Here is a 259-nt window from a genome sequence, read left to right on the forward strand (position 1 = left end):
GGCATAGACGGCAGATTTGACGTATTGGCGCAAATCGAAAGACAAAAAGAAAATGGCGGCAACGACCGTCGTGCAAAGCAATACACAGGCAAAAACGGGCAAGATACGTTTGGCACGGCGTTTGTAAAACTCGAGAAACGAAAAGCTACCGTCGTGAATCTCGCGGCTGATAATGGTCGTAATCAAATATCCCGACAACACGAAAAACATATCCACACCCAAAAAACCGCCCGGCAGCCATTGGGGATCGATATGAAAT

At 47.1% G+C, this 259-nt stretch carries 1 protein-coding gene; it reads right to left on the reverse strand.

Annotation, left to right across the window (positions count from 1 at the left end; all coding sequences use genetic code 11):
- Nucleotides 1-259, reverse strand: a 259-nt coding sequence (locus ACTHSN_RS10835) for an acyltransferase family protein (protein ID WP_440365321.1), incomplete at both ends; no start/stop codon positions are given.

Origin of the sequence: Neisseria sp. P0009.S010, assembly GCF_051958545.1 — a bacterium.
Classification (GTDB): Bacteria; Pseudomonadota; Gammaproteobacteria; order Burkholderiales; family Neisseriaceae; genus Neisseria; species Neisseria subflava_A.